27 protein-coding genes and 2 pseudogenes are annotated in these 25,183 nt (G+C 68.4%); 19 read left to right on the top strand and 10 right to left on the bottom strand.

From position 1 onward, the window contains the following. Window positions 1-424 precede the first annotated feature (424 nt). Window positions 425-1,219 (top strand): hypothetical protein, encoded by a 795-nt coding sequence (locus ACN27G_RS21855; RefSeq protein WP_421494635.1) that lies wholly within the window; start codon window positions 425-427, stop codon window positions 1,217-1,219. Continuing rightward, the gene (locus ACN27G_RS21850) at window positions 1,220-1,783 is read left to right on the top strand and encodes a hypothetical protein (protein ID WP_421494634.1); all 564 of its coding nucleotides are present in this window, start codon (window positions 1,220-1,222) and stop codon (window positions 1,781-1,783) included. A 190-nt stretch (window positions 1,784-1,973) separates the two neighbouring features. Here ACN27G_RS21850 and ACN27G_RS21845 read toward each other — a convergent pair whose 3' ends face one another. Beyond that, window positions 1,974-2,147 carry a hypothetical protein gene (locus ACN27G_RS21845; protein WP_421494633.1) on the bottom strand — a complete coding sequence of 58 codons (174 nt, stop codon included), beginning with the start codon at window positions 2,145-2,147 and terminating at the stop codon, window positions 1,974-1,976. Window positions 2,148-2,267: 120 nt separating this feature from the next. Here ACN27G_RS21845 and ACN27G_RS21840 point away from each other — a divergent pair, with 120 nt between their 5' ends. Next, the gene (locus tag ACN27G_RS21840; RefSeq protein WP_421494632.1) at window positions 2,268-3,623 is read left to right on the top strand and encodes an IS4 family transposase; all 1,356 of its coding nucleotides are present in this window, start codon (window positions 2,268-2,270) and stop codon (window positions 3,621-3,623) included. Window positions 3,624-4,233: 610 nt separating this feature from the next. Here ACN27G_RS21840 and ACN27G_RS21835 read toward each other — a convergent pair. Further along, window positions 4,234-4,437 (bottom strand): hypothetical protein, encoded by a 204-nt coding sequence (locus tag ACN27G_RS21835; RefSeq protein WP_421494631.1) that lies wholly within the window; start codon window positions 4,435-4,437, stop codon window positions 4,234-4,236. A 31-nt stretch (window positions 4,438-4,468) separates the two neighbouring features. After that, entirely contained in the window at window positions 4,469-4,984 is a 516-nt protein-coding gene (locus ACN27G_RS21830) for a hypothetical protein (RefSeq protein ID WP_421494630.1), read from the bottom strand. Window positions 4,985-5,652: 668 nt separating this feature from the next. On the opposite strand from ACN27G_RS21830, the gene ACN27G_RS21825 reads away from it, so the two are divergent. The 5 genes and pseudogenes from ACN27G_RS21825 to ACN27G_RS21805 form a co-directional block, all read left to right on the top strand. Continuing rightward, the gene (locus ACN27G_RS21825; protein WP_421494629.1) at window positions 5,653-6,000 is read left to right on the top strand and encodes a hypothetical protein; all 348 of its coding nucleotides are present in this window, start codon (window positions 5,653-5,655) and stop codon (window positions 5,998-6,000) included. Beyond that, complete coding sequence (locus ACN27G_RS21820; protein ID WP_421494628.1) at window positions 6,000-6,428, top strand: hypothetical protein; 429 nt, start codon at window positions 6,000-6,002, stop codon at window positions 6,426-6,428. The genes ACN27G_RS21825 and ACN27G_RS21820 overlap by 1 nt, the downstream gene beginning before the upstream one ends. 508 nt (window positions 6,429-6,936) lie before the next feature. Next, window positions 6,937-7,236 (top strand): type II toxin-antitoxin system Phd/YefM family antitoxin, encoded by a 300-nt coding sequence (locus tag ACN27G_RS21815; RefSeq protein ID WP_421494627.1) that lies wholly within the window; start codon window positions 6,937-6,939, stop codon window positions 7,234-7,236. Further along, window positions 7,233-7,475 (top strand): type II toxin-antitoxin system RelE family toxin, encoded by a 243-nt coding sequence (locus ACN27G_RS21810; protein WP_421494626.1) that lies wholly within the window; start codon window positions 7,233-7,235, stop codon window positions 7,473-7,475. Before ACN27G_RS21815 ends, ACN27G_RS21810 begins: the two co-directional genes overlap by 4 nt. A 327-nt stretch (window positions 7,476-7,802) precedes the next feature. Next, a pseudogene (locus ACN27G_RS21805) lies at window positions 7,803-8,222 on the top strand (transposase family protein); the annotation flags it as partial. An 8-nt stretch (window positions 8,223-8,230) separates the two neighbouring features. On the opposite strand, the pseudogene ACN27G_RS21800 reads toward ACN27G_RS21805, so the two are convergent. Then, a pseudogene (locus ACN27G_RS21800) lies at window positions 8,231-8,641 on the bottom strand (transposase family protein); the annotation flags it as partial. 82 nt (window positions 8,642-8,723) lie between these two features. Between ACN27G_RS21800 and ACN27G_RS21795 the strand changes: the two are divergent. The 3 genes from ACN27G_RS21795 (at window position 8,724) to ACN27G_RS21785 (ending at window position 12,016) form a co-directional block, all read left to right on the top strand. After that, window positions 8,724-9,506, top strand: coding sequence for a transposase family protein (locus ACN27G_RS21795; protein ID WP_421494625.1), 783 nt, complete (start codon window positions 8,724-8,726; stop codon window positions 9,504-9,506). A gap of 197 nt (window positions 9,507-9,703) precedes the next feature. Next, complete coding sequence (locus ACN27G_RS21790; protein ID WP_421494624.1) at window positions 9,704-10,399, top strand: SDR family NAD(P)-dependent oxidoreductase; 696 nt, start codon at window positions 9,704-9,706, stop codon at window positions 10,397-10,399. A 9-nt stretch (window positions 10,400-10,408) separates the two neighbouring features. After that, window positions 10,409-12,016, top strand: coding sequence for an MFS transporter (locus ACN27G_RS21785; protein ID WP_421494623.1), 1,608 nt, complete (start codon window positions 10,409-10,411; stop codon window positions 12,014-12,016). Window positions 12,017-12,043: 27 nt separating this feature from the next. Here ACN27G_RS21785 and ACN27G_RS21780 read toward each other — a convergent pair whose 3' ends face one another. Then, window positions 12,044-13,531 carry a cation:proton antiporter gene (locus ACN27G_RS21780; RefSeq protein WP_421494622.1) on the bottom strand — a complete coding sequence of 496 codons (1,488 nt, stop codon included), beginning with the start codon at window positions 13,529-13,531 and terminating at the stop codon, window positions 12,044-12,046. A 161-nt stretch (window positions 13,532-13,692) separates the two neighbouring features. Continuing rightward, window positions 13,693-13,917 carry a potassium transporter TrkA gene (locus tag ACN27G_RS21775; protein WP_421494621.1) on the bottom strand — a complete coding sequence of 75 codons (225 nt, stop codon included), beginning with the start codon at window positions 13,915-13,917 and terminating at the stop codon, window positions 13,693-13,695. 161 nt (window positions 13,918-14,078) lie between these two features. Here ACN27G_RS21775 and ACN27G_RS21770 point away from each other — a divergent pair, with 161 nt between their 5' ends. The 6 genes from ACN27G_RS21770 (at window position 14,079) to ACN27G_RS21745 (ending at window position 20,160) form a co-directional block, all read left to right on the top strand. Next, window positions 14,079-14,924 carry a siderophore-interacting protein gene (locus ACN27G_RS21770; protein WP_421494620.1) on the top strand — a complete coding sequence of 282 codons (846 nt, stop codon included), beginning with the start codon at window positions 14,079-14,081 and terminating at the stop codon, window positions 14,922-14,924. A gap of 114 nt (window positions 14,925-15,038) precedes the next feature. Then, entirely contained in the window at window positions 15,039-16,925 is a 1,887-nt protein-coding gene (gene dnaG, locus ACN27G_RS21765) for a DNA primase (protein ID WP_421494619.1), read from the top strand. 12 nt (window positions 16,926-16,937) lie between these two features. Beyond that, a complete protein-coding gene (locus ACN27G_RS21760) occupies window positions 16,938-17,468 on the top strand; it encodes a hypothetical protein (RefSeq protein ID WP_421497414.1) in 531 nt (176 codons plus the stop codon). Window positions 17,469-17,554: 86 nt separating this feature from the next. Then, window positions 17,555-18,487, top strand: coding sequence for an ABC transporter ATP-binding protein (locus ACN27G_RS21755; protein WP_421494618.1), 933 nt, complete (start codon window positions 17,555-17,557; stop codon window positions 18,485-18,487). An 11-nt stretch (window positions 18,488-18,498) separates the two neighbouring features. Continuing rightward, window positions 18,499-19,302 carry an ABC transporter permease gene (locus ACN27G_RS21750; RefSeq protein WP_421497413.1) on the top strand — a complete coding sequence of 268 codons (804 nt, stop codon included), beginning with the start codon at window positions 18,499-18,501 and terminating at the stop codon, window positions 19,300-19,302. A 48-nt stretch (window positions 19,303-19,350) separates the two neighbouring features. Beyond that, window positions 19,351-20,160, top strand: a complete 810-nt coding sequence (locus ACN27G_RS21745; protein WP_421494617.1) for an ABC transporter permease — start codon at window positions 19,351-19,353, stop codon at window positions 20,158-20,160. A 22-nt stretch (window positions 20,161-20,182) separates the two neighbouring features. On the opposite strand, the gene ACN27G_RS21740 is transcribed toward ACN27G_RS21745, so the two are convergent. The 4 genes from ACN27G_RS21740 to ACN27G_RS21725 form a co-directional block, all read right to left on the bottom strand. Then, entirely contained in the window at window positions 20,183-20,575 is a 393-nt protein-coding gene (locus tag ACN27G_RS21740) for a hypothetical protein (protein WP_421494616.1), read from the bottom strand. Further along, the gene (locus ACN27G_RS21735; RefSeq protein ID WP_421494615.1) at window positions 20,572-20,823 is read right to left on the bottom strand and encodes a hypothetical protein; all 252 of its coding nucleotides are present in this window, start codon (window positions 20,821-20,823) and stop codon (window positions 20,572-20,574) included. Before ACN27G_RS21735 ends, ACN27G_RS21740 begins: the two co-directional genes overlap by 4 nt. Next, window positions 20,820-20,993, bottom strand: a complete 174-nt coding sequence (locus ACN27G_RS21730) for a hypothetical protein (RefSeq protein WP_421494614.1) — start codon at window positions 20,991-20,993, stop codon at window positions 20,820-20,822. Before ACN27G_RS21730 ends, ACN27G_RS21735 begins: the two co-directional genes overlap by 4 nt. A 208-nt stretch (window positions 20,994-21,201) precedes the next feature. Beyond that, window positions 21,202-22,395 carry a helix-turn-helix domain-containing protein gene (locus ACN27G_RS21725; protein WP_421494613.1) on the bottom strand — a complete coding sequence of 398 codons (1,194 nt, stop codon included), beginning with the start codon at window positions 22,393-22,395 and terminating at the stop codon, window positions 21,202-21,204. 293 nt (window positions 22,396-22,688) lie between these two features. Between ACN27G_RS21725 and ACN27G_RS21720 the strand changes: the two genes are divergently transcribed. Continuing rightward, entirely contained in the window at window positions 22,689-23,651 is a 963-nt protein-coding gene (locus tag ACN27G_RS21720) for a YihY/virulence factor BrkB family protein (protein ID WP_421494612.1), read from the top strand. A 185-nt stretch (window positions 23,652-23,836) separates the two neighbouring features. Beyond that, window positions 23,837-25,015, top strand: coding sequence for an ROK family transcriptional regulator (locus ACN27G_RS21715; protein ID WP_421494611.1), 1,179 nt, complete (start codon window positions 23,837-23,839; stop codon window positions 25,013-25,015). Window positions 25,016-25,183: the final 168 nt, after the last annotated feature.

Genomic DNA, 25,183 nt, shown 5'->3' with positions numbered 1-25,183 from the left:
AATCGGCGCGCAGTACGGGGAGGCGGATGGTGGAGCAGCGACATCAGCGGCTCAGGGAGGAGTTTTGCCTCCTGCCAGAAGGCCCTCGGCGACCTTCACGTCCGGCTGGTTGAGGCCCGCCAACGGCTGGCGTTGATATCGAGGATCGCTCAGGACGACGCCCGCTGCCGCCGCGCCCCCACCGTCTCCTGGGCGCGGCCCTCTACGCCCGGCCGGAGAACCTCCATTAGATCGGAGTGGATCTTCCAAGCCGCCGAACCCACCGGCCAGGGCGGTTCCGTTAACCGACCTGCCGTCCCGAATCGGCCACCGCCGCTCATTCGGGGAGAGCCGCTGCCTGCTCCGATTGCCCGATCCTGGCCGCGCGTCCCCGCAACAGGTGGAAACCTCCTTGCTATAACCGCGTCGTCGACGAGGAGCTGGAGTGACCATGGAGCCGAGGACTTTCGTGGTGGACGGCGGCACCTACGATGAAGACCGCTACTGGAGCACCGGCGGCGGCAAGGGAACCAAACTCGCCAAGAACCCCACGACCAAAAAGTGGGGCGTCGTTAAGAAGCCAGCCGTGCCGAAGCGACTTCCAACGCTGCCGCGACGCACGGCGGCGCCAAAGAACGATCAGAGCGAGCATCCAGAGTTTGATTCGGCAGGATTTTGGGATAAGATGGCATATGGTGAATACATGAGTACACAAAAGCTCCTGGCTATGGGTTTTGCTGAATATTTTTGCACTAAGGGACAAGTAGCCTGTGAGCAGTGGAAGCATTGGTTGGGCGCATCTGGGGGAGATCTGACTCTAGACCCTGCTCGATTGATGAATGAGGACAATTTCTCGGACGATGTAAATCGTATTCTTGACAAGTATAAGGATATGGCTACAAAGAAGTGCACATCCGCCACCTGTGTGTACAACTTTAGCAGTGGGTGGGCGCCGACTTTGGCGACGAGTGACGAGAATCCGGTTAGGGAGGACTATGCCGGAATGGGTCAGGTGCAGCTCAACGTCACTGGTAGCGTCACAGTAACTAAGGGCAAGGACGGCAAGCCCAGTGTTACTGGCTCGTATAAAATGTCGATTTTCAAGGCTTGGAATTTCGATCCGGGCGAGTATCCGACACCGCGTGGCGTCGAACTCAAGCACGACTTCGCTGGCCTTCCAGCTCACGGGTACGCTAAGGATTTTGTTCTCCGTGGCACAAGTGGATCAAGGCCATTCTGAATGAATAACGAGGACAGTTCGACTAGCGCGCATTCATTGCAAGAGGATTATGGCCGCCGTAGTGGGAGATTCATTGGGTGGACAATAGTTGGCACAGTCGTCGTTGTCGCCTCATTGCTTCTGGCGCTGATCTGGCGGCTAACGATCGGTTCACCGCAGGATCCGCGCGCCTATCCAGGAAGTGAGGGTCAGTCGCTAGAAAAGCTACTGGAGGTTTATCGCCTCCGGCTACCGGAGTGCGCGCAAAGCGGGGTTAGGTACGCGCAGTATGTTCAGCTCACTACGGACTCATTCTATGCTCACTTCACTGGTGATGGCCAGTGTATTATTGAGTTCTTGGCTGCGAATGACGTCAGTGATGGCTCAATTTCGAAAGAGCAAGGCCTTCCCTTTATCCCTACCTTCGGTGAAAAATTTGGTTGGCCCCAAGGTGAGGGAATGGAGTTCGACGTCGTGGACGTTGAACTCCGCTCACCAGGCGACAGTTCCTTGGTGTATGTGTTGATTGCCATTGATTACGCCACGAGCCCTCACGGCGTGTACCTGCGCGCAGAAATCTTGTAGAGCATGGTGCTCAAATGTACGTGTTTAGCCTCGATCCGTCAGAAGGTTTTGCTCCCTGCCTGAGCATTTCGGCTCGACCGTTTTGTCCACTCGGGGTGGGTGCGGAAGTGCCACGTGTCGCTGTGGACGCGCGAGGTCTCCGGGCCCTCGACAGGGGACCTTTCTGCTGGTAAGTGCAGGATTCTGCTGGTCAGGTGGCCAGTGGTAGCAGGGTGAGGCGTTGCCAGCAGAGGGCGAACGCGTCGGCCCAAGGCCAGGTCTCGGGGATCGACAGAACGCGGCGGCGGGCGTGGGTGGCCAGTTTCGCGGGTAGATGCAGCAGCCGGTAGCGCAACGTGTCCGGTTCGGCGCGGGCTAGATCCAACGTCGTTCAGTTAGGCGTGGGTGGGGCTGGTCAAGGGGTGTGTTGATCAGGGAATGAGAGGCGGGGTTCCGGTATCAAGGTTTGTCACTCCAAGACAACCCGAACCAGGAACCCCGCTCGGTGGATCAGATTGCCATAACACGGACGGTCACGGTAGCTGCCGGACCGTTCGCGGCGGGTCATCTCGGTGAGTTGACCCGCCTCGTGCCGTTCGAGATGGTCGATGATGTGCTGGCCACGACCCGGCGTACGCAGCGACGGGTCCGCCTGTTGCCGGCCCGGGTCGTGGTGTATCTGCTGCTGGCCGGTTGTCTGTTCGCCGATTGCGGCTACCGGCAGGTGTGGGCGAAACTCGTCGCCGGCCTGCGCGGGCTACCGGTACCGGACCCCAGCGGCAGCGCGTTACGCCAAGCCCGGCAACGACTCGGCCCGGCCCCGTTGCGGGCCTTGTTCGACCTGCTACGAGGGCCTGCGGCCACCGGCGCCGTCGCCACCGTGTGGTGGCGGGGCCTGCTGCCGGTCGTCATCGACGGCACCATGATCGCTGTCGCGGACTCGCCGGCCAACCTGCACCGCTACGTCAAACACCGGTGCAACAACGGCGGCTCCGGCTACCCGACACTGCGGCTGAGCGCCCTGCTGACCTGCGGCACTCGTACGGTCATCGACGCCGTGTTCGACCCGAGCACCACCGGCGAGACAGCCCAAGCCGAGCGACTCGCCCGCAGCCTACGCGCCGGGATGCTGCTACTGGCCGACCGCAACTACTGCGCCGCCGACCTGATCACCGCCTTCACCGCGACCGGAGCGAACCTGCTGATCCGCTGCAAGACCGGCCGCAGACTCCCGCTGATCCACCGCTACCGCGACGGATCCTGGCTATCAGTCATCGGCGGCCGACACGTCCGCGTGATCGAGGCCCGAATCAGCATCACCACCACCACCGGCAGCCACATCGGTGACTACCGGCTCATCACCACCCTGCTCGACCCGTCCCGCTACCCCGCCGCCGACCTCGTCACCCTCTACCACCAGCGATGGGAGATCGAGACCGCCTACCTGGAACTCAAATCCACCATCCTCGGCGGCCGGGTCCTACGCGCCCGCACCCCCGACGGCGTCGACCAGGAGATCCACGCCCTGCTGATCGTCTACCAACTGCTACGCACCGCCATGGTCGACGCCACCGACAGCCAGCCCGGCCTCGACCCGGACCGGGCCAGTTTCACCACCGCCCTCAACGCCGCCCGCGACCAAGTCGTCCACGCCGCCGGCGTCATCGCCGACACCGTCATCGACCTGGTCGGCGCCATCGGCGAACGTGTCCTGGCCAACCTGCTGCCCGAACGCCGCATCCGCACCAAGAGCCGCATGATCAAACGCTCGAACTCCAAGTACCAAGCCCGCGGACCGAACATCGATCGCCGCACCTACAAGGCCACCACCAGCATCGATGTCATCACCAACGACCCTTGACCAACCAACCACTGCCCTAACTGAACGGCGTTGGGGCTAGATCCGGCTGGTCGTGCAGGCCGAGCAGTCTGGTCCAGGCGGTCAGGTCGGTGGCGAGGTTGGCCGCCAGGACCCACCCGCGGTTGACCGTCCACGTTTCGAGGGCAGGTTACGCAGGCCCATCGCCTTTCCTGCTTGGACTTGATCTTCCACTCCGGCTGAGCCGCGGCGGTGCGATTGAGCCGGGAGGTGGTCCCGTTGCTTGGCGCTCACGGGGTGGTGGTCCGGGTCAACGGCTCGTGCTTGTAGCCGAAGCCGAGCGTGCGTCGGTGTTGCTGTCATGGCTGCTGTCACCATCGACGATGCCGATATTCGGCGGCTTGAACCGTGAGCGAACGTGCAGGTGAGGCCCGCCATCACCTAACGTGACGTCGCCGCCAGTTCCACACGTACTATGTGCTCGCCGGCAAAACACCGGTGCTGGTACACAACTGCGGTGGACCTATCCGGGTTTCTCCTTCGGCTCAGGACTGGGGGACCAAGGGAGTCTCATATGCACGTTGGAAATCACGAGGTGCGCATTTTCCCAGATGGGCGCGGCGGCATTGGTGCCGAACCAATTCGACTGCGTTCAGGCACCGCCACGCCAGAAGACGTGCAACGGGCGCTCATTGAAATCCAGAGCAATCCACAACTTCGTGCCGACCTGATCGACAAATCTCGCAGTGCAATGGGTAGCATGAACAGCGGTGAATGGGAAATGAGCAGTAATCGAGCCGCAGAAATGCACTTCTTGATCAAAGCCCTGGAAGGGATGGGATGGGATGACGGGCATCGACTTCTACTTGGATGCGCTCCTGTCTGGGCTAGTCTGTGGTGTGGGTCCAGGTTCCACCGCTGATGAGATCGAGAGCGCGCTGGGAAGGGAGTACGTTGATGACGCGCGGAAGCAACGGATGCGTCGCGACTACGGACTGGTGGAGTTCTACTTTGATCGCGTAAAGCAGGCATGGATCTGCGTTGCCTCTACGATTCAGGTTCATCGGCTGGTTGACACAGATCCCGAAATTGTCCCTTCCGCACTGGCTGATCGATACAGCGCGTTCGCTACCACCCTTGGTGTTGAGTTCCTTGCCGAAGCTGTTGGCGCGAAAGGAGGTCCCAATCTCATCCGAGAAAGCGCCACAGGAGAATTCGTTCGTTATCGCCTCCATGGGACGAACTGCTTCGTTCATGCTCGCCAAATCCAGGCAGAGGCGGTAGATGCGCGTCCCGGCTTCGAGGAAGTGTGGTCTATCGAAATAAGGGGGAGCGCCGGGCCCGTAGCGCAGTCGTAGCGGCGGTCCATCCGCGATCACTGAAAGTGGTGGCTGCTTGTACACGTTCGTGGGTGTCGGCCTGGGTTGCCGTCACGGTTGCCGTCAGGCGACGTGGCGTATCCACGATCTCCGATAGGAGCTTTTGCTGCCTGGAGCGTCGTGGCGGATGTTCAGTGGCGTGCCGCGTAGCGGTGCGGCGTCGATCCCCGGAACCGGTCGCCGTGAGTGACGTGCGAAGGGATCGTCGCGGCCTCGACCGTCCAGGATCTTGGCCTCTGATGGGCGCTCGGTGTTGGTGGGCGTGCGCGCGGGGCCGTAGGCCGTAGCGCGTGCGCGGTCCGGCTTTGCCGGGCCGCACTTGATCCTGTAGAGCAGTTTTGAGCCAGTTGGATCTTGGTCGAGGGCCTTGGTCCGGCTGGCTTACTGCTTTGGTGCGCGGTTGCGGCTGCTGCGGGAGCGCTTGGCGGGTGGTGGCGCCTCGTCGCGACACCGTCCGCCTCCGCCTCCACCACCACGCCGAGCACCGCGACACCCCCTACCTCGGGTAACGCCATTCCTTGATGCCTTGGCCGTCAGTGGGCGCAGGCGTCTCCCCAGGTTGCCGCCACCGTCGCCGTCAACAGCGATAGATCTCGATACGGCTATTCGGCGCCACACACGAAAGGCCAGGTGAAACGCTATAAAAACGTAGGTCACACTGCGTGACGGGGTGAAAATCCCACACGTACTATGTGCTCGCCGGCAACACCCCGGTACTCGTCCATAATGACAACGGCGGGTGGACGCCAAGTGCTGCCACCAAGGTGATGCGCGGCGGACGGTTCGGCGCGACTTATTACCAGATGCCACCGGACCGCTTGGGTAACGTGTATTGGTGGAGTCGAGATATGGCTGGCCACGGCGCTAAGGGTGAGGCGCAGTGGAAGATCTTTACTGAGACCAAGACGGGCTTGGAATGGTATGCAGATGCGGATAAGAACGGCACCTATATCCAAGGGAAGCACAAGGGTGGCACGGGCTTGAAGGTCCCATTCGAGAACCTTAAGTCTGTCAGTGTAGCGCCGGGGAGCTTCTGCTGATGATCGAGACGGTTGCGGAGTTCATCCGCCTCGTCGAGAGCGACGATCCGGACGAGAGGAGGCGCTCGACCTGGGAAGACGCGTTGCCGCAGGTCTGGAAAACCCTGGTAGATGATCATCCTGAAATGCGGTTCTGGGTCGCCCATAACCGAACTGTTCCTGAAGAGATATTGCGGATTCTTGCGGTTGATCCGGAGTGGCGCGTACGTCACCGAGTTGCAAGCAGGAGATCTTGCCCGAGTGGCATTCTGGAACTCCTATCGAACGACACTTATGACAGCGTTGCGTCCCTGGTTGCGGGCCATCCGAATGCGCCAAGCTCGGCATTGCGGCGACTCGCAAAATATCCGTGGGACCAGGTGTCAGAGAAGGCAATTCGTCGGCTAACAGAACGCGGCGAGATGCCACCAATAAAGGACGGAAACTAACGAGCCTGACTGGAGTGGCATCGCTACTATTCGTAGTGGTGCCACTCCGTCGTGCGTTGGTGGTCGCGGCTGTCCGGCTCGGTTGCTGTCAGCGTTGCTGTCAACCATTGAGCACGTAGGTAAACTGATGGATGCATACTGTCCGGTTCGGACGGCGCGGTAGATTGTCCGGTGGCGCGGCGCGTAGCGTCGTGGCGTCGATCGCCGGAACCGTCGCGGCGCTTGACCTGCGATGCGATCGTCACGGCCTGGTGCCCCCGATGGTCGTGCTCGTCGTGACGCCCTCGGCCGACGACTGCCGGGTTCGGGAGGTCTGTTGCGTGGGCGCGTGCCCGCGGGCCGGGACGGCTGTAGCGCGTGCGCGTGCGCGTGCGTCCGGCGTAGCCGGGCGCTCTTGACTAGGTGAAGCAATTCTTAGCCCAGTGGCTCGCTCCGCCGGTGGGGCGTAGCGTCCGGAGCTGCGGCGTTGCTCCTCAGGTAGACGGTACCGCATGGTACAGTGCGGTGCATGGCGAGGATTACGCTGCGGGAGTTCCGCGATGGGGCGGGTCGGGTGCTGGACGGGGTTGAGCGCACCGGGGAGCCGGTCGTCATTACGAAGTACGAGCGGCCGGTGGCCGTGCTGGTCGGCATTGACGAGTGGGAGGAGATCGAGGCATTCCGGGACCGTCGGGATGCTGCGGTGATCGCTCGTTCCCGTGCCGAGGGTCAGTTCGTGCCGCTGTCGGCGGCTCTGGAGTCGCTCGGGGTTGATCCTCGTGAGGTGGAGGCGCTGCTGGCCGACCGGGCTGGCGGTGCGGCGGCGTGAAGGTTCAGGTCGACCGGGACGTGCTGGTCTGGTTGCACAAGCAGCCCCGCAACGTGTTCCTGACCGTCCTGAGCGCGATCCTCGGCCTGGTCTCCGACCCTGCGCCACGGAACTCGACCGAGATGCGAGACGGATCCGGGCGTCGATTGCGCGTCGGTGACTACCGCGTCCTCTACCGCCTCGACGGCGACGAGCTGACCATCCACGCCGTCGGGCACCGCAAAGACGCCTACTCATGACCGCCCGGGCCCCGCGGCCTTATCCGGCCGCGATGGGCTCACGGTCAAGGACCACCACACACCGGGCGGGGCGCGACGCCGCGGCGGTGCGATTGAGCCGGGAGGTGGCCCCGTTGCTTGGCGCTCACGGGGTGGTGGTCCGGGTCAACGGCTCGTACTTGTAGCCGAAGCCGAGCGTGCGTCGGTGTTGCTGTCATGACTGAACCCTTTTCATCGTGATGGGCCTGGTCACGGTGGGTATGGCGGGGAGTCGGTGTCGACATAGGACGAGGCTCCCGGTAAGACAGCAGTCGACCAAGATCCGATGCCCCAACCGGGAGCCTCGCTGTGCTGTCTTACCCGTCTACGATCGCGCTGTCCAGCCGCACCCTGAGCCACCTGGCCGACCTGATCCGCGCCGAACGCACTCGACGCCGGGGCCGGTGGTGGCGCCTCGACGCCGGACGGCAGGCCTTGCTCGCCCTGGCCCATCTTCGCAACGGTGACACCATCACCCGTCTGGCTTCCGGCTTCGCGGTCAGCGTCACCACGGCCTGGCGGTACGTCCGGGAAGCCATCGACCTGCTCGCGGCGCACGCCGAGGACCTGAACACGGCCGTACGCCGCATCGGCCAGCTCGCGTACGCGATTCTCGACGGCACCCTGATCCCGATCGACCGGGTCGCGGACCAGAGGCCGTACTACTCCGGAAAGCACAAGCGCCACGGGGTGAACGTGCAGGTGATCGCGGACTGCAAGGGACGACTGAGCCCTTTTCATCGTGAGTCTCGGCTGGTCTGGACGTGATGTAGGACGAGGATGGCCTGGACGATCGCGGTGGCGCGTCGAGGGCAGCAGCGGAGCTTGGTCAGGACTTTCCAGCTTTTGAGGGTGGCGACGGCACGTTCGCCGATGGCTCGGATCTTGGCGTGGTGGCGGTTGACGGTCTTCTGCCGGCGGGACAGTCGGGGCCGGTGCGGGCGGCGTTTGAATGGCGTGTGGACGCTGCCGCCTGCGCCCTGGTACGCCTTGTCGGCGAAGGTCATCACGTTGACGCTGCTCAGAGCGTCGATTAGGCGGTTGGTTCGGGCGGCGGTCAGGTCGTGCACGGCGCCGGGAAGGGCGGGCGATGCCCAGATCAGTGAACCCTTTTCATCGTGATGGGCCTGGTCACGGTGGGTATGGCGGGGAGTCGGTGTCGACATAGGACGAGGCTCCCGGTAAGACAGCAGTCGACCAAGATCCGATGCCCCAACCGGGAGCCTCGCTGTGCTGTCTTACCCGTCTACGATCGCGCTGTCCAGCCGCACCCTGAGCCACCTGGCCGACCTGATCCGCGCCGAACGCACTCGACGCCGGGGCCGGTGGTGGCGCCTCGACGCCGGACGGCAGGCCTTGCTCGCCCTGGCCCATCTTCGCAACGGTGACACCATCACCCGTCTGGCTTCCGGCTTCGCGGTCAGCGTCACCACGGCCTGGCGGTACGTCCGGGAAGCCATCGACCTGCTCGCGGCGCACGCCGAGGACCTGAACACGGCCGTACGCCGCATCGGCCAGCTCGCGTACGCGATTCTCGACGGCACCCTGATCCCGATCGACCGGGTCGCGGACCAGAGGCCGTACTACTCCGGAAAGCACAAGCGCCACGGGGTGAACGTGCAGGTGATCGCGGACTGCAAGGGACGACTGATCTGGGCATCGCCCGCCCTTCCCGGCGCCGTGCACGACCTGACCGCCGCCCGAACCAACCGCCTAATCGACGCTCTGAGCAGCGTCAACGTGATGACCTTCGCCGACAAGGCGTACCAGGGCGCAGGCGGCAGCGTCCACACGCCATTCAAACGCCGCCCGCACCGGCCCCGACTGTCCCGCCGGCAGAAGACCGTCAACCGCCACCACGCCAAGATCCGAGCCATCGGCGAACGTGCCGTCGCCACCCTCAAAAGCTGGAAAGTCCTGACCAAGCTCCGCTGCTGCCCTCGACGCGCCACCGCGATCGTCCAGGCCATCCTCGTCCTACATCACGTCCAGACCAGCCGAGACTCACGATGAAAAGGGCTCAATGATCGAGGGACAGGTGAGGCAACTCCAGCGTTAATCGACCTGCCGTCCCGAATCGGCCACTCCGCTCCGCCGGGGAAGAGCGGCCCCCGCTCCGATTGCCCGATCCTGGCCGCGCGGCCTCGCGGTAGGTGGAAACCTCCTAACCAGGAGCACCACGTCGTGGACGAGGAGCGGGGGGACGGGCCATGGATCCGAGGACTTTCGTGGTGGACGGCGGCACCAGCGGGCTCGGTCTGGAGGTCGCCCGGCTCCTCGCCGCCGACCACCGGGTCATGATCCTCGGCAACGTACCCGAGGAGGTCTCCCGGGCCCGGGACGAGTTGGGCTGCGACGGCATCGTCTGCGACATGTCCCGCAGCGAGCAGGTCCGGGACGCCCTGGCCGAGACCACCGCCCGGTACGGGTCGATCGACGGCCTGGCGCACTGCGCCGCGATGTGGGCCGGCGGCAAGCTGGAGGAGATCTCCCCGGAGACGATCCGCCGGGCGATCGAGGTGAACGTGCTCGGCACCGCGTACCTGCTGCACGAGGCGCTGGTTGTGCTGCGGGAACAGGGGTACGGCAACATCGTCTACGTCAGCGCGCTCGCCACCGACGTGCCCCGGCCGGGCATCCCGCTGTATCGGGCGACGAAGAGCTTCGGCACCAGCCTGGTCGAGTCGCTGGCGGAGGCGCAGGGGACGAACAGCATCAAGGTGATGGAGATCCACCCCGGGCCGATGCCGACCCGGCTCCAGGAGCGGGTCGGCGCCGAGTTCCTCGACACGATCTTCGCCGAGCCGGGGCAGGTGGCGGCCGAGGTGGTCCGGCTGCTGCTGCTGCGCGCCGACGACCTCTATGTCTCGGGGCAGCGGGTGCTCCGCGCCGACGGGCGTTGGTAATCCGGTCCGATGGTCAGCGCGGGTCCGGCCTCCGCCGAGCCACCACCCTCCGCGTGGGCGCCGCTGCGGGTGGCGGCCTACCGCAACCTCTGGGTGGCGATGCTGGTCGCCAACATCGGCACCTGGATGCAGACCGTCGGCGCCCAGTGGCTGCTGATCGACGAACGGAACGCCTCCACCCTGGTCGCCCTGGTGCAGACCGCCAGTTCCCTGCCGATCCTGCTGCTGGCGCTTCCCGCCGGTGCCCTGGCGGACACCCTCGACCGGCGGCGGCTGCTGATCGCCGTGCAGTTCTTCATCGTCGGGGTGGGGACGGCGCTGACCCTGCTCACCCTCACCGGCCGGATGCCACCGGCACTGCTGCTCACCCTCACCTTCGCCTTCGGGGTCGGGCAGGCGCTCACCCTGCCGGCGTGGGCCGCGATCATCCCCGACCTGGTGCCGCGTAACCTGCTGCAGCCCGCCTCCGGACTCGGCTCGATAAGCGTGAACGTGGCCCGCTCGGTCGGCCCGGCGATCGCCGGCGTGCTGATCGCGTTGACCGGCGTACCGCTGGTCTTCGCCCTCAACACCCTGGCGTTCCTCTTCTTCGCGGTCACCCTGATCCGGTGGCGGGCCGGCACCTCCCGCTCGGTGGAGGTGCCGGAGCGGTTCACCGCCGCGCTGCGGGCCGGCGGCCGGTACGTCCGGCACTCGCCGATCGTGCAGCGGCTGCTCTTCCGGGCCCTGCTCTTCCTGATTCCCGGTAGCGCCCTCTGGGCGCTGCTGCCGTTGATCGCCAACCAGCGTCTCGGCCTCGGCGCCGGCGGCTACGGCGTCCTGCTGGCCGCGCTCGGCGCCGGTGCGGTGGTCGGCGGGGTGGTGCTGCCCTGGGTCCGCTCCCGGCTCCCGCCGAACGTCTTCCTGCTGATCGCCGGGCTGACCTACGGGCCGGCGATGCTGGTCGTGGCGCTGGTCCCGATCGAGGCGGTGGTGCTGGTCGCGCTGGTGCCGGCCGGCCTGGCCTGGGTGACGGTGCTGGCCAACCTCAACGCCGAGATGCAGCTCTTCCTCCCCGGCTGGGTACGCGCCCGGGGTCTCGCCGTCTACCAGGTGGTCTTCGCCGGTGGGCAGGCGCTCGGTGCGCTCGCCTGGGGCGTCGTCGCCGACACCGCCGGCCTGATCGTGGCGCACGTCGCCGCCGGCCTGCTGATGATCCTCGGCGCGCTGACGGTGCGGATCTGGCCGCTGCCGGACCTGCGCGCCGTCGAGCAGGACCCGGCGACGCACTGGCCTGACCTCGAACTGGCGCACGAGCCGGACCCGAGCGTCGGCCCGGTGATAGTGATTCTGACCTACACCGTCCGGGAGGAGCGGCGGGCGGATTTCGTCACTGCCATGGAGGAGGTCCGGGCCGCGCGGCAGCGAACCGGCGCGTCGCGCTGGGGACTCTTCCGGGAGGGCGAGTCGGGGGACCTCTTCGTCGAGGTCTACGAGCTGCCCTCCTGGGACGAGCACCTGCGCCAGCACGGCGGCCGGCTCACCAAGGCGGACCAGGCCGCCGAGCTGCGGGCCTGGCGGCACGCCGAGGGGACGCCACAGGTAAGCCACCTGCTGCCGGCCGAGGCCAACCCATAGGGCGCCTTCCCGTATCCGTGGACGGTTTCAGGACTCCACCGGCTCCCGGGGACCGATCGGCTCGCGGACCAGCGCGCCGTCGACGTAGCAGTACTGCCAGTTCTCGCGCGGCTCGATCGAGCGGATCAGCGGATGCCCGGTCTCCTCGAAGTGCGCGGTCGCGTGCTTGTTGACCGAGTCGTCGCAGCAGCGGACGGCGCCGCAGGTCAGGCACATCCGCAGGTGCACCCAGTCGTCGTCGGTCTCCAGGCACTCGGGGCAGGCGTCGTCGTCGGTCTCGGTGATCTGGATCCGGTCGAGATGGGTGCAGGCGGTGCTCATCGTCTCCTCCCGGACATACCGCCAGCGGGACCGGAGGAACCGGTCCGGGATCACCCGCGCCAGGTAGCGGGACTGCGCCGCGAACATCGGGCTGAGCACCGCGAGGATCAGGACGTAGAGCGCGACGAACGGCCCGATCCGGTCGTCGAGCCCGGCCGCCAGCGCGAGCGTCGCCAGGATCAGTGAGAACTCGCCCCGGCCCAGCACGGTCAGTCCGACGTTGGCCGCGCCGCGCTGGTTGAAGCCGAAGAGCGACCCGGTGATCACGCCGGCGCTGACGTTCACCATGATCGTGATGGCGACCGCCACCAGCACCGGTACGGCCACCGCCCCGAACGCCCCGACGTCGATGCTCAACCCGAAGGCGACGAAGAAGACCGCGGCGAAGACGTCCCGCAGCGGCAGGACCAGCCGCTCCACCCGTTCCCGTACGGCGGTCCGGGCGACGACGAGACCGATCATGAGCGCGCCGATCGCGTCGGAGACGCCCACCTCGGCCGAGAGGCCGGCGACCAGCACCACCAGCCCGACCATGCCGATGGCGAGCAGTTCGTCCTCGTGGCTGCCGATCAGCCAGCCGATCGCCCGCGCCCCCCAGCGCGCGACCGCGACCAGCAGCAGCAGGTAGCCGAAGCTCATCCCGATGTGCATGGCGATGCCGGCCGCGGAGGTGGCACCGGCCAGGATCGGGGAGAGCAGGGCGAGGTAGAAGGCGAGGAAGAGGTCCTCGATCACGATGATGCCGAGGATGATCGGCGTCTCGGCGTTGGCCAGCCGGCGCAGCTCGATGAGGAGCTTGGTGGCGATCGCCGAGGAGGAGATGCCGAGCGCGCCCGCGATCACGAACGCCTCCGGGGTGCCCCAGCCCAGGGTGAAGCCGAGGGCCAGCCCGGCACCGACGTTCAGCCCGATCGAGCAGCCGGCGGCGATGAAGAGGCGCTTCCCGCTGCCGAAGACCTGCCGCACCGGAAACTCGACGCCGAGGTTGAAGAGCAGCAGCACCAGCCCGATCGCGGCGAGCAGGGCCAGGTCCTCGGGATGGGCGACCAGCACCGGACCGGGGGTGGCCGGCCCGAGCAGGATCCCGGTCAGCATGAAGAACGGCACGCTCGGCAGCCCCACCCGCCGGCCCGCCCGGGCCAGCAGGCCGGCGACCAGCACGATGGCGCCGAACCCGATCAGATCGGCGTGCATGGGTGTGTCTCCAATCGGGTGGCGTCGCGCCGGGTGGCGGACCCGGGTGACGTCAGGCGAAGCACGTCAGATGAGGCAGGTGGTGGGCGGTCGGGGCAGGGGCGCCGGCGGGGCGTCGGGCGAAGGCCGGTTGGGGGCGTCGGGCGAAGGCCGGTGGGACGTCAGGCGAAGAAGGTGCCGCCGAGTACCGCGCCGACCTTGCGGGACTGTTCCTCGCTGAGTTCGATCACGGCGGTCGGCTCGTCGGAGCGGGAGGTGAAGACGTAGAGGTCCCGGGTGCCGTCCCGGCGTACCACGATCGAGACGCGGTTGCCGCCGTGCCCGAGATCGATGTCGTACCGCTTGCCGATGCCCGGCAGCTCCTGCACGTGTACGCCCTGGCCCATGACCTCTCCCCAGACGACGAAATGGCCTCCCCCGCAGGACGGGCCGAAGGGCCCGGTGACCAGCCGGCGGGGGTGGTCCGTGCCCGAAAGCCTACGTCCCCGGACGGGTGATCGGCGGACCCCGGGCAGCCAGAACCGAGAAGTTAGGCTAGCCTAATCTAATGACGGATAGCCGGAACGGGATCGGAGTCAGGTACGCCACTGTACTGCGGACCGCGTGGATCACCCCACACATGATTCGGGTGGTGCTCGGCGGTGACGGGCTGACCGGGTTCGCCGCCGACGCCTACACCGACCACTACGTGAAATTGATCTTCCCGCCGTCCGGTGTCGACTATCCGGTGCCGGCCGACCTCGATGCGATCAAGCGCGAACTGCCCCGCGACCAGTGGCCCCGGCTGCGCACCTACACCGTGCGGGCCTGGGACGCGGCCGCCCGCGAGCTGACCCTGGACTTCGTCTACCACGGCGACGAGGGGCTCGCCGGCCCGTGGGCGGCCGCCGCCCGCCCCGGCGACCAGGTGATGTTCCGGGGCCCCGGCGGCGCGTACGCCCCCGACCCGACCGCCGACTGGCACCTGCTGGTCGGCGACGAGAGCGCCCTGCCGGCGATCGGCGCCGCGCTGGAGCGGCTCCCGCACGGCGCCCCGGCGCGGGTCTTCGTCGAGGTCTCCGGACCGGCCGAGGAGCAGCACCTGCCTACCGACGGCGCCGCCGAGATCCTCTGGGTGCACCGCAACGGTCGGTCGGTCGGCGACGCCCTCGTCGAGGCGGTACGCGCGGCCACCTTCCCCGACGGCGACCCGCACGCCTTCGTGCACGGCGAGGCGTACTTCGTCCGCGAGCTCCGCCGGCTGCTCCGGGGCGAGCTGCTGCGGGTGCCGAAGGAGCGGCTCTCCATCTCCGGCTACTGGCGCCGGGGCGACGACGACGAGAGCTGGCGCTCGGCCAAGCCCGAGTGGAACCGGCAGGTCGAGGCGGAGGAGCAGACGGCGACGGTCGGCTGAGTCACGGTTGCCGCTGAGTCGCGGTTGCCGCTGAGTCGCGGTTGCCGCACCGCCACCCCTTCGCCGCCGACGTCGGCCCGGCAGGGCAGGATGTAGGCCGGAGGGGGTGAGGCGGTGGCCGGGCGGATCCGTGACGAGGACATCGCGCTGGTGCGCGAGCGCACCTCGATCGCCGACATCATCTCGGAGACCGTCACGCTGAAGTCGGCGGGCGGCGGCAACCTCAAGGGGCTCTGCCCCTTCCACGACGAGAAGACACCGTCGTTCACCGTTGCACCTGCCCGAAATGTCTATTTCTGTCACGGCTGTGGGGCCGGCGGGGACGCGATCAAGTTCCTGATGGACGCCGAGCACCTGACCTTCGTCGAGTCGGTCGAACGCCTCGCCGACCGGGCCAACATCCAACTGCGCTACGTCGAGGCCGGCCCGGCGCCGGTCCGGCCGCAGCAGGGCCAGAAGCAGCGCCTCGTCGCCGCACACGCCGCCGCCGCCGAGTTCTACGCCGGCCAGCTCGGCACCGCCGGGGCCCGGCCGGCCCGGGAGTTCCTGGCCCAGCGCGGCTTCGACCGTACGGCGGCACAGACCTACGGCTGCGGCTTCGCCCCGGACGCCTGGGACCTGCTCACCAGGCACCTGCGGCAGAAGGGCTTCACCGGTCAGGAGCTGGTCACCGCCGGGCTGGCCCGGGAGGCGCGCTCCGGCTCGCTGATCGACCGGTTCCGGCGCCGGCTGCTCTGGCCGATCAAGGACCTGACCGGCGACGTGATCGGCTTCGGTGCCCGGAAGCTCTTCGACGACGACGGCCCGAAATACCTGAACACCCCCGAGACGCCGATCTACAAGAAGTCGCACGTGCTCTACGGCATCTCGCAGGCCAAGCGGGAGATCGCCCGGCAGGGGCGGGCGGTGATCGTCGAGGGCTACACCGATGTGATGGCCTGCCACCTGGCCGGCGTGCCGACGGCGGTGGCGACCTGCGGCACCGCGTTCGGCGCGGACCACATCTCGGTGCTGCGCCGGCTGCTGATGGACACCGACGCGGTGGCCGGGGAGATCATTTTCACCTTCGACGGCGACGCGGCCGGGCAGAAGGCGGCGCTGCGGGCCTTCGAGGACGACCAGCGCTTCGTCGGGCGCACCTTCATCGCGGTCAGCCCGGACAACATGGACCCGTGCGAGCTGCGGCTGGCAAAGGGCGACCTGGCCGTCCGGGACCTGGTCGCCCGCCGCGAGCCGCTTGTCGACTTCGCGCTCCGCCAGGTGCTGCGCCGCTACGACCTGGACACCGTCGACGGCCGGGTGGAGGCGATGCGCCGGGCGGCGCCGCTGGTGGCCAGGCTGAAGGACCGGGAGAAGCGTCCCGAGTACGTCCGCAAGCTCGCCGGTGACCTCGGCATGGAGATCGAGCCGGTGCAGCGGGCGGTGCTGAACGCCGCCTCCCGGCAGCAGGAGACCGGTGCGCCGCGCCGGGGCAACGGCGCCGGCCCGGCACCGCAACAGCGGCCGGTCCCGGTCGAGCCGCTGGTGGACAGCCCGCAGAGCATGGTGGAGCGGGAGGCGCTGAAGCTCGCCCTCCAGGTGCCGGTGCTGGCCGGCCCGATGTTCGACGCGCTCGCGCCGGAGGCGTACCTGAATCCCGTACACCGGGTGGTGCGGTCGGCGATCGCGGCGGCGGGCGGCGCGGCGGCCGCGACCAGCGGCGCGGTCTGGATCGAGCGGGTCCGGGACCACTGCGGCGACCTGGCCGCCGCCGCGCTCGTCGGGGAGCTGGCCGTCGAGCCGCTGCGGCTCGACACCGACCCCGATCCCCGGTACGTCTCGATCACGCTGGCCCGGCTGGAGTGGGGGTCGGTGACCAGCCGGATCCGGGACCTGAAGTCGAAGGTGCAGCGGGTCAACCCGACCACCGACAAGGACGAATACTTCGCGCTCTTCGGCGAGCTGCTCTCCCTGGAGCAGCACGCGCGCGCCCTGCGTGAGCAGGCGATGGGGGGGCTGTAGCCGGTGGCGGGCTTGTTCAACCTCTTCTCCCGGCGGCGGAGGCTGCCGGCCGACCGGCGACCCCCGCTGGAGCCGGCCGAGCGGGTGCTCGACTGGGCCCGGGTGGCCGACGGCGAGGAGGTCGTGGTGGTCACCGACCGTGGGCTCTGGCTGCCGGGCGAGACCGCCCGGCTCGGCTGGCACGAGGTGCACAGGGCGATCTGGTCGGGCCGGGACCTGGCGGTCACCCCGGCCGAGCTGGTCGAGGAGCGGCCCGGCTACCGGGTGGTGGCCGACGGGCCGGTCCGGACGTATCTGCTGGTCGATCCCGGTGACGTGCCGCACCAGGTGCGGGCCCGGGTCACCCGGTCGGTGGCGTACACGGCACACCACCGGGTGCCCGGCGGCGGGGTGCGGATCGCGGCCCGGCAGGTGCGCGGCGTCGACGGCCTGACCTGGACGGTCCGCTACGACCCGGGCACGCCGGCCGGCGACCCGAGGGTGGTGGCGACCACCGACGACCTGGTGACGGCCGCCCGGACCGGCACCGATCCGCTGCTCTGACCCTGGGGTTGCGGCCGGCCGCTCCGGGGGTGGTGTGGCGGGAAACTCGGTGGGGCGTGTCGGACCCGACGGTTATGGTCGGGTGCGTGGCAAAGGACGGGGTTCTGATCCGGGCCCGAGGGCTGGTCAAACGGTTCGGAAATTTCACCGCGGTCGATGGGATCGACGTCGACGTGCGGGCGGGGGAGGCGTTCGGCTTCCTCGGGCCGAACGGCGCCGGCAAGAGTTCGACCATGCGCATGGTCGGCTGCGTCTCGCCGCCGACCGACGGCGAGTTGCAGATCATGGGGATGGACCCGCACCGGGACGGGCCGGCGATCCGGGCCCGGCTCGGGGTCTGTCCGCAGCTCGACAACCTCGATCCCGAGCTGACCGTCCGGGAGAACCTCACCACCTACGCCCGCTACTTCGGCATCCCGCGCCCGGTGGCCCGGGAGCGCGCCGCCGAGCTGCTCGACTTCGTGCAGCTCGCCGAGCGGGCGGGCAGCAAGGTGGAGCCGCTCTCCGGCGGCATGAAGCGGCGGTTGACCATCGCCCGCGCGCTCGTCAACGAGCCCGACATCGTGCTGCTCGACGAGCCGACCACCGGGCTCGACCCGCAGGCCCGGCACCTGGTCTGGGAGCGGCTCTTCCGGCTCAAGCAGCAGGGGGTCACGCTGGTGCTGACCACCCACTACATGGACGAGGCCGAGCAGCTCTGCGACCGGCTGGTGGTGATGGACGGCGGCCGGATCGTCGCCGAGGGCTCGCCGCGTTCGCTGATCGAGCGCTACTCGACCCGCGAGGTGGTCGAGCTGCGCTTTGCCGGCGAGAGCCAGGAAACCTTCGCGGGCAAGCTGGCCGGGCTCGCCGAGCGGGTCGAGGTGCTGCCGGACCGGATCCTGCTCTACGTCGCCGACGGTGACGCCGCGGTGGCCGAGGTGCACGCCCGGGCGCTGAGCCCGGCCAGCGTGCTGGTCCGGCGCAGCAGCCTGGAGGACGTCTTCCTGCACCTGACCGGCCGGACGTTGGTGGACTGACGATGGCACTCGTGGACAGCGCGCCGACCGCCCGGTCGCGCGCCGGGCTCGTCGGGCGGTTTCCCGCCCTGGCGGTGCTCGAATACAACCTCGTCGCCTACCGGCGCACCTGGCGGGCGGGGGTCTTCTCCTCCTTCCTGCTGCCGCTGCTCACCATGGTCGGCTTCGGGCTCGGCGTCGGGGCGTACGTCGACTCCGGGGTCGGCGGGGTCTCCTACCTCGACTTCATCGTGCCGGGGTTGATCGCCTCCACCGCGCTCCAGGTGGCGATCGGCGAGTCGACCTGGCCGGTGCTGGGCAACTTCGAGTGGATCAAGACCTACTACGCGCAGGCGGCGACGCCGCTGAGGGTCGCCGACATCGTCGGTGGGCAGCTCGGCTTCGTGCTCTTCCGGGTCACCACCAGCAGCGCCGCCTTCCTGCTCGTCGCGGCGATCTTCGGCGCGCTGCACTCGCCGTGGGCGGTGGCGACCCTGCCACTGGTGCTGCTGCTCGCGTTCTCGGTGGCCGCACCGGTCTTTGCCTACAGTTCGTCGATCCGCAGTGACAGCTACCTGGCGCTGCTCTTCCGCTTCGCGGTGATCCCGATGACGCTCTTCGCCGGGGTCTTCTTCCCGGTCGAGTCGCTGCCGGTGCTGCTGCGCTGGCTGGCGTACGCGTCGCCGCTCTGGCACGGCGTTGACCTGTGCCGGGCCGCCACCCTCGGGGTCGCGCCGGCCTGGTCGATCCCCGGTCACCTGCTCTACCTCGCCGCCTGGGGCGCCGTCGGCTGGTGGCTGGCGAACGCCAGCTTCCGCCGCCGGCTGGTCGTCTGACCGACCGGCCCTCCTCGCACATCTGCTCCGATCGGAAGTGAGGCCTCCGTGGTCAGCATCGTCCTGCCCCGGCTGATCAGCTTCGAGGGCGCGCCCCGCCGCTCGTTCTCGGTGGCCGAGCGCAACGTCGCGGCGCTGAAGTCCGCGTACTGGGTCGTGCTGATCTCGGGATTCTTCGAGCCGCTGCTCTATCTGCTCTCCATCGGCGTCGGGGTGGGCGCACTGGTCGGTGACCTGACGCTGCCGGGTGGCACCGTCGTCTCGTACGCCGCCTTCGTGGCCCCGGCGATGCTCGCCGCCTCGGCGATGAGCGGCGCGCTGGCCGAAACGACCTTCAACTTCTTCGGCAAGATGAAATACATGAAGCTGTACGACGGGGTCCTCGCCACCCCCGTGCAGCCGTTCGAGATCGCCCTCGGGGAGCTGAGCTGGGCGATGTTCCGGGGCACCCTCTACTCGGCGGCGTTCCTGGCCGTGATGGTCGCGCTGGACCTGACCAGCGCGGTACGCGCCCTGGTCGCCTTCCCGGCCGCCGTGCTGGTCGGCTTCGCCTTCGGCGCCCTGGGCATGGCGCTCTCCACCTTCATGCGAAGCTGGCAGGACTTCGACCTGATGGGCTCGGCGCAGTTCACCCTCTTCCTCTTCTCCGGGACCTTCGTGCCGGCCGAGGCATATCCCGCGCTGCTCCGCTGGCTGATCGAGGTGACGCCGCTGTACCGCGCCGTACACCTGATCCGGGGGATCAGCGTGCAGGGCGGCGGCTGGGCCCAACTGCTGGACGTCCTCTACCTGGTCGCGATCACCGTGTTCGGCCTGCTGCTCGCGGGTCGGCGGATGGGCCGGCTGCTCCGCAAGTGAGCCGCTGACCGCCCCCGGCCCGTCACTCCATCCCGGTGATCCGGCGTAGTACGTCGGGTGTGGGGGTGGGTGTCGGTAGGTGGGGTCGGAGTGGGTCGGGTATCCAGTCCGGGTCGTGGACTTCGAGCCAGGTGGCGGCGAGTTGGATGCGGAGGCAGTCGGGTAGGGCGCAGGGGTGGCAGCCGGGTGCGGTGTGGGGCCAGTGCGCGGTCATGACCTGGCGGGCGACGGTGGTGATTGCCGGGCGGCGGTGGTGGGGGATGAGCCGGTCGGTGATGAGGAGCCAGAGCGCCCATTCGGCGGTGGGACACCAGGTGTCTCGGCAGTCGGCGCAGTGTCCGGTGTCGGCGTGGCTGGTGATGGTGGTCCAGGCCCAGTCGACGGCGGGTGCCGGGGCGTTGTCGGGGATGTTCATCGGATCCGTTCCAGGGCGGTGCGGATGTCCGCGGCGGTGACGGCCGCCGGGAGGGTGCCGCCGAGGAGTGTCCGGATGGCGTGTTCGCGGCGGTGGATGTCGGTGGCCCAGCTCCAGAGGGGGCAGCCGTCGGGGCCACAGCGGGCGCATTGGCGCAGGGCGTGGGTGCCGAGGACGAGGCGGGCGAGGGCCCGGTCGACCGGGATGGGCCATTCGACGGTGAGCCAGCGGCGGGCGTGCCTGATCACAGCAGCCGCCGTGGTCCGGACGGGATGCAGGTGGTGTGGTCGATGCGGCGGCGTACGACGGCGAGCAGCCGGAGGCAGCCGCCTCGGGGTGCGCAGTCGGGGCACCGGCCGCCGTTCTGGTGTTGGCGTTCGGTCCGGCGGTCGGAGAGCCATTGCTCCAGGGGATACATCAGGGTGTCACCTTCCGAGTTCGTGGCGCCCCGGAGCCCTGTCGCGGAGCGCCACTCCCAACCTGATCGGCACCGGCCCGGGGTATCCGGGGGACGGGACCCCGGGCCGGCCGGGACGCTTGGCTGCGATCGGTGGCGACGCCCACCCGGACCAAGTGCCCTGAGATGCAGCTTGGCGGCATGCGGGTGAGAGTGGTGTAACAGCCTGTTAAGTTGCCTCGGGGTCCGGGTCAAGCGGATCGATGTTCATCCGCACTGCCAGCTCCCGCAGTTCGGCTGAGCCACGGCGACGTGCGTCGCGGATCATCTGCCCCACGATCTCTTGTACCGCTGGCCGGGAGCGCAACTCCTGGCTACTGATGTCGTCCGCGGCCAGGAACTGCCGTACAGCCCGATCGGGCTCGCCGGCCAGGAAGAGGCCTCGGCCAGCGTCGATGTGCAGCCTGGTTCGACGCTGGATGTTCCTCAGCGCCGACCGGTCGACCCGACGTGCGTACTCCGGCGCCCGCTCTGGCTCGCCGTTTTCCAGAGCGATCGCCACCCGCCACGTCGCCACGTTCGCCGCAGTCAACTCCATCCGCCACCGATCCGGACCGTCGGCGCGTGGCAGCGTGGCCTGAGCCTCGGCATAGTGTGTCGCCGCGTCGTCATTGCGACCGAGCGTGGCGGCAGAGATCGAGGCATGTAGGTGCAGCATGCCGTACCAGGTTGCCAGATCACCGGTCTGGAGATCGCCGACTGCCTGGGCGGCGGCGGTCGCGGTAGACAACGAGCGGCGCTGCGATCCACCGGTAAGCGCGACCTGCGCGAGGGCGAACGCCGCCGCCGCCATCTCGTCCGGCTCACCGAGTTGGCTCGCGGCGAGCTGGGCCCGCTCGGCGAGCCGCATGGACAGGTCGATGTGCCCCATCGACTTGAGCCCTGTCGCGGCGAAGAATGCCACCCGAACGAACATCGCCAGGCCGGCCTGCTCGGTGGCCGGCGCGCTCGCGAGCAGGCGGGTCTGCTCCACCAGAACCGGCAGCAACCTGGCCATCGTGGTGTAGTCGCATGCCATCCGCGCCCGGCTTGCGGCGTCCACCCGCCGGGCGACATCGGCGGGATCGGGCATCGGTCCCTCGGGATGGTCGTCCAGTGCCCTACGGATGGCCGGAGCTGCGGAGTACGCCGCGAGTTCGGCGCGATCACGCGGCCTGCGTGGCTGCGCGGTGAGGTCTTCGACGCGTACGCCGAGCGCCGAGGCCAAGGCGATGATGAGAGCCCGCTTCGTGACAGCGCGTCGGCCGTTCTCGATCATGGAGATATAGGCATGGCTGACGCCGATTCGGTCGGCCAGCTCCTGCTGCGTCATGCCGGCGGTGTCGCGCCACGACGCGACCCGCAGACCGATCCAGTCGCGCACGGGGCCTCCCGGTTACCGCTGGATTGTGTGGCGATCCGGCCTAGCTTCGGCTCGCCACTTCGGACGGTACACCTGCCGTTGCTCCGCGTCCCGGCCCTCGGCCGACGATCGACTCCGCGCCCACCGTCGGCTCGTCGCTATCGGGGTGTGCGTAGATCTTGACGACCTGTTGCACCTGGGACGACAACAGTTCGTCAAGATCTGGACGGAACAGGTGCGTTGGCGGTTGGTGGGGGTGGTTTCGGGGCTACGGTCAGTGGTTGATTGATCGCTTTTAGGTTGGTGGTGACTTGGTGTCCGTTGGACGGCGGGCCGGCGCCCGGGGTCGACTGCCCGGGAGCGCCTGGCTGGCGGTGCTGCGCCGTACCCTGCGGGAGGCCCGGGCCGACAATGTCGCCGACTGGGCCGCGACGCTTACCTACTACGGGCTGCTGTCGCTCTTTCCGGCGCTGCTGGTGCTGGTGGCGGTGCTGGGGCTGCTCGGCGACGCGGCGGTGCGCGGCGTGCGGGACGTGGTCCGGGACGTGGTGCCGGCGCCGGCGGCCCAGGACATCCTGCTCGGCGGGATCGACCAGGTGCGGGGCAATGCCGGAACGGCGGGCCTGGTCGCGGCGCTCGGCATCCTCGGGGCGTTCTGGACGGCGTCCGGCTGGCTCGGCGCCTTCGTCCGGGCCGCCAACGCCGTGTACGACGTCCCGGAGGGGCGTCCGTTCCTCCGGACCCTGCTGCTCCGGCTCGGGCTGACCGCCCTGGTCGGGCTGCTGGTGCTGGTCAGCCTGGCGATCCTGGTGTTCAGCGGGCGGCTCTCGGCACGGCTGGGCCGGCGGCTCGGCGTCGGGGACGTCGGGATGGCGGCCTGGGACATCGGCAGGTGGCCGGTGCTGGTGCTGCTGGTCAGCCTGATCTTCGCGGTGCTCTACTGGGCGGCACCCAACGCGCGCCGCCGGTTCCGCTGGGTCAGCCCGGGTGGGATTGTCGCGGTACTGGTCTGGGTCGCCGCCTCCGCCGGCTTCGCGTTCTACGTCGACCGCTTCGGTTCCTACAACCGGACGTACGGCTCGCTGGCCGGGGTGGTCGTGTTTCTCGTCTGGCTCTGGCTCTCCAACCTGGCCGTTCTGCTCGGTGCCGAACTCAGCGCGGAACTGGAACGGGAGCGGGCGATCCGGTCGGGCGCGCCGCCGGAGCGGGAGCCGTACCTCCCGCTCCGCGACGACCGGACCCTGCCGGAGAAGCGCCACCGGGGCGAGGAAACGTGACCGGGTCGCGCCGCCGGGGCCGGCGCTCTTTCCTTGATCAACAACTAACTTTCGTCCAGAAGGACAAAAGTTAGCGTCATATTGGATGAAGCTCTAGACAGCCGCTCCAGAAGGCTCCTACTGTGTCGAACACAACGCGCTCGCGTTGCGTCGACGTGAAGTGAGCTTGACGGAGGTGAACGGCTGTGCGCACCCTGGAAGCCTTGCACCTGCGGCTGCTGCGGCTGTTGCGCGACGAGGGGGCGGTCTCCCGGGCCGAGCTCGCCGACCGCCTGCAGATCCCTCGGCCGCGCCTCCTCGCCGAGCTGGAGCGGCTGGTCAGCCTCGGCTACGTCGCGGAGGCGGGACTCGCCGCCTCGCGGGGCGGTCGCCGCTCCACGCTTGTCGAACTCAGCCCCGACCTGCGGTTCGCCGCCGTCGACCTGGGCGCCAGCTCGATCGACGTCGAGGTGGTCAACGGCCGGCTCGAAACGGTCGCCGCCTACGCCGAACCGGCCGACATCCGCTCCGGCCCGAAGGTGATCCTCCAGCGGGTCCACGAACTGTTGCACAAGGCCCGGACCGACGGGGCGTACGAGCGGCTGCACGCGGTCGGCATCGGCGTGCCGGGGCCGGTGAGCTTCCGCGACGGCGTGCCGGTCTCGCCGCCGATCATGCCCGGCTGGGACCGCTATCCCGTACGCGAGCTGCTCAGCCGCGAGCACGGCTGCCCGGCGGTGGTGGACAACGACGTCAACATCATGGCGATCGGCGAGCGGCACGGCGGCGTCGCCCACTCGGTCGACGATTTCCTGTTCGTCAAGATCGGCACCGGCATCGGTTGCGGGATCTACCTCTCCGGCGAGGTCTACCGGGGCACCGACGGCTGCGCGGGCGACATCGGGCACATTCAGGTCGAGGCGCACGGCCCCACCTGTTCCTGCGGAAACGTCGGCTGCCTGGAGGCGCTCTTCAGCGGCGCCGCACTGGCCAAGGAGGCCATCGCGGCGGCCCGGGGCGGGTCGTCGCCGGCTCTCGCCGAGCGGCTCGCCGCCACCGGCACGGTCAGCGCGCTCGACGTCGCCGAGGGCGCCATCGAGGGGGACGTGACCTGCATCCGGCTGATCCGCGACGGCGGGCGCCGGGTCGGCGGCGTCCTGGCCGGCCTGGTCAGCTTCGCCAACCCGTCGATGATCGTCATCGGCGGCGGGTTGGCCCAGCTCGGCCACATCCTGCTGGCGGAGATCCGCAGCGTGGTCTACCGGCGCTCGCTGCCGTTGGCGACCGGCAACCTGCCGGTGGTCCTCTCCGAGCTCGGTTCCCGGGCCGGGGTCACCGGCGCGGCCGTGCTCGCCACCGACGTCGCATTCGCGGAGGCGCAATGAGCGAACGAGACGCAACGACCGGACGAGACGCAACGACCGGATCGGACACGCCGAGTCACCCAGACGCCACGAGCGGACGAGACGCCACGAGCGGACGAGACGCCACGAGCGGACGAGACGCCACGAGCGGACGAGACGCCACGAGCGGAGCGGACGGGGGGCCAGGCG

The sequence above is a fragment of the Plantactinospora sp. WMMB334 genome (genome assembly GCF_049179095.1).
Taxonomy (GTDB): domain Bacteria; phylum Actinomycetota; class Actinomycetes; order Mycobacteriales; family Micromonosporaceae; genus Plantactinospora.
Note: the sequence above shows the minus strand (reverse complement) of the source record. Positions and strands in the feature narration are given on the sequence as shown.